The 3,025-nt window shown below is 41.6% G+C and carries 3 protein-coding genes; 1 reads left to right on the forward strand and 2 read right to left on the reverse strand.

Features of this window, described 5'->3' with window-relative positions:
* Positions 1-42 precede the first annotated feature (42 nt).
* Both HMPREF3034_RS02690 and lepA read right to left on the reverse strand, forming a co-directional pair.
* The gene (locus HMPREF3034_RS02690) at positions 43-639 is read right to left on the reverse strand and encodes a Crp/Fnr family transcriptional regulator (protein ID WP_036898001.1); all 597 of its coding nucleotides are present in this window, start codon (positions 637-639) and stop codon (positions 43-45) included.
* A 44-nt stretch (positions 640-683) separates the two neighbouring features.
* Positions 684-2,468: a translation elongation factor 4 gene (gene lepA / locus HMPREF3034_RS02695; RefSeq protein ID WP_062432961.1), complete on the reverse strand. Its 1,785-nt coding sequence runs from the start codon at positions 2,466-2,468 to the stop codon at positions 684-686.
* A gap of 94 nt (positions 2,469-2,562) precedes the next feature.
* Here lepA and HMPREF3034_RS02700 point away from each other — a divergent pair, with 94 nt between their 5' ends.
* Positions 2,563-2,982 (forward strand): hypothetical protein, encoded by a 420-nt coding sequence (locus HMPREF3034_RS02700; RefSeq protein WP_231725590.1) that lies wholly within the window; start codon positions 2,563-2,565, stop codon positions 2,980-2,982.
* Positions 2,983-3,025 lie beyond the last annotated feature (43 nt).

Here is a 3,025-nt window from a genome sequence, read left to right on the forward strand (position 1 = left end):
GAGTATATCAATTTTGACACACCCTCTTTTTTCTTTTTTATATCAATCGAGTAATGTTGAAGCTCTGACCCTTGAAAGCGTCTCAGGAGTCATTTGTAGATAGTTGGCAATATATACCAATGGCGCTCTCAACACTACCTGCGGATTCAATTTGCATATTTTCTTGTAACGTTCTTGCGCAGATTCAAATCTTACAAGATCGGCATGAACTTGCGATATTATCAAACTCTCTTCCAATATCTTGCGATATAAAATTTGAATATTGACATTGTGCAAGGCTACTTCTTCTAAACGATGCTTCGGAAGAGCATAAGCTATGGTTGGCTCTATGGCTTCTACTTGCAATTTGGTAGGCTCTTCCTTAAATAAACTCTCGATACACATGAAGATGGTACGGTCTTCACCAAGGTGTTCAGTGACCTCTTTACCGTTCTTAAAATAGAACTGTCGGATCAATCCACGGTCCACATAGTAGATGTTTCGGCACACTTCGCCCTCTTTAAGAATCATTTCATTCTTCGCAAACTTCATCGGTACTAAGATACTCTCTAATATATCAAGTTCATCATGAGTCATAGTACTGTATTTGCGAGCTAATTCTCGCGCTATATCACGGGGAGTATTAACTGGTTCTCTCATCTCAATGTCCTCTCTTCCTGATTATTCTACATATTTAAGAATGATTAATCCAACTTCAAAACGGCCAAGAACGCCTTTTGCGGAACTTCTACATTACCGATTTGCTTCATGCGTTTCTTACCTTTCTTCTGCTTCTCTAGCAATTTTCGTTTACGACTTACGTCACCTCCATAACACTTGGCTGTAACGTCTTTGCGCACACATTTAATCGTCTCGCGAGCCACAATCTTGGCCCCAATAGCTGCTTGTATGGCAATATCGAATTGCTGTCGCGGTATCAACTCTCTCAACTTCTCACACATTCTACGTCCCAATGTCACGGCATTGTCCTGATGTGTCAGTGTAGACAAAGCATCTACAGGCTCACCATTAAGCAATATATCGAGCTTGGCCAATTTAGATGGTCGGAACGAATCGATGTGATAATCAAACGAAGCATATCCTTTTGAGATGCTCTTAAGCTTATCATAGAAGTCTATCACTATCTCGCCGAGTGGCAACAGAAAATGTAATTCCACACGATTGCCGCTCACATACTCTTGTTTAAGGAGCTCGCCACGCTTATCAAGACACAAGGTCATGATAGGACCGATAAAGTTTGTATCTGTAATAATGGTCGCACGAATGTACGGTTCTTCGATATGTTCAATTAAAGTCTGGTCTGGTAAGCCTGAAGGATTGTGCACCTCGCGACTCTCTCCATGCTTATCGTACACCATATACGATACGTTTGGCACCGTCGTAATGACATCCATATTGAACTCTCTATCCAATCTCTCCTGCACAATCTCCATGTGTAGAAGTCCCAAGAAGCCGCAACGGAAACCGAACCCCAACGCAACGGAGCTCTCAGGCATAAATGTCAGCGACGCATCATTGAGTTGTAACTTCTCCAAAGAAGTTCGCAAATTCTCGTATTCCGATGGATCTATCGGGTAAACACCGGCAAATACCATCGGTTTAACCTCCTGAAAACCAGCGATAGAATGCTCGCATGGACGACTGACTTGGGTAATCGTATCACCTACTTTCACCTCTTTGGCATCCTTGATACCGCTGATGATGTAGCCCACTTCACCACATGTAATCTCCTTGCGAGGCACCATATCCATCTTGAGGACACCTACTTCGTCGGCCACATACTCCATTCCAGTATTAAAGAACTTCACTTTATCGCCTGCATGAATGGTTCCATTCTCTATCTTAAAGTATGCGATAATACCTCTAAAACTATTGAATACAGAGTCGAAAATCAATGCTTGGAGTGGTGCTTGAGCATCTCCTTCGGGATGAGGAACACGTGCTACGACTGCTTCCAATATCTCATTGACTCCTTCACCGGTCTTTCCTGAGGCACGAATGATTTCCTCCCGCTTGCAACCGATAAGGTCTATAATCTCATCTTCTACCTTTTCGGGCATCGCACTAGGCATGTCTATCTTGTTGATAACAGGAATTATCTCCAAATCATGCTCTATCGCCATGTATAAATTAGATATGGTTTGAGCCTGAACACCCTGTGTCGCATCTACAACCAACAATGCTCCTTCGCACGCCGCAATACTTCTAGACACCTCATAAGAGAAGTCTACGTGTCCCGGAGTATCTATAAGATTCAATACATACTGCTCTCCATTGCTTGCACGATAGTCCATCTGGATGGCATGACTCTTGATTGTGATACCACGTTCACGCTCCAAATCCATATCATCGAGCATCTGTCCACCTGTAATCTTAATGGTCTGCGTATACTCAAGCATTCTATCAGCGAGCGTAGATTTACCATGATCGATGTGTGCAATGATGCAAAAATTCCTTATGTTGTTGATATTACCCATTTAATAAGTGCGCTTTTAAAGTGCAAATATACAAAGATTTCATTAGATTATTCGTATATTTGTACAGAAATACAAACGAAACGATATGCAAGTTTCAACATATTTAGTCATCAGACGATGTGTGTTTATCATGGGTGCCATCGTAGTTCTTGCATCATGCCATGAGAGTTTAGAAGACCGTGCAGCCAGAGAAGCGAGTGAATACACTCGTAAATACTGCCCTACTCCGGTTGTCAACAACACTCGTACCGACAGTGTTGTATTCAATAAGCAGTCTAAAACTTATACTTACTACTGCTCGTTCACGGATAAATTTGACAATGCAAAGGTGATTCAAGATAACAATAAGAACATCACCGACGGACTCTTGAAAGCCATCAAAGACAATCCGGGTATCAAAATATATAAAGAAGCCGGCTTCAACTTCCAATATGTGGTTCACTCGGCACAAACTCCAAACACGGTATTATACCAACATAACTTCACCACAAAGGAATATAAATAATCTCAAACAATAAAAAGAGGGTGTGTCAAAATTGATATACTCT

Origin of the sequence: Prevotella sp. DNF00663, assembly GCF_001553265.1 — a bacterium.
In the GTDB taxonomy this organism is placed as follows: Bacteria; Bacteroidota; Bacteroidia; order Bacteroidales; family Bacteroidaceae; genus Prevotella.

Coding starts and splice junctions, on each gene's coding strand:
- HMPREF3034_RS02700 (WP_231725590.1), top strand. CDS start 2,563: ATGCAAGTTTCAACATATTTAGTCATCAGACGATGTGTGTTTATCATG.
- HMPREF3034_RS02690 (WP_036898001.1), bottom strand. CDS start 639: ATGAGAGAACCAGTTAATACTCCCCGTGATATAGCGCGAGAATTAGCT.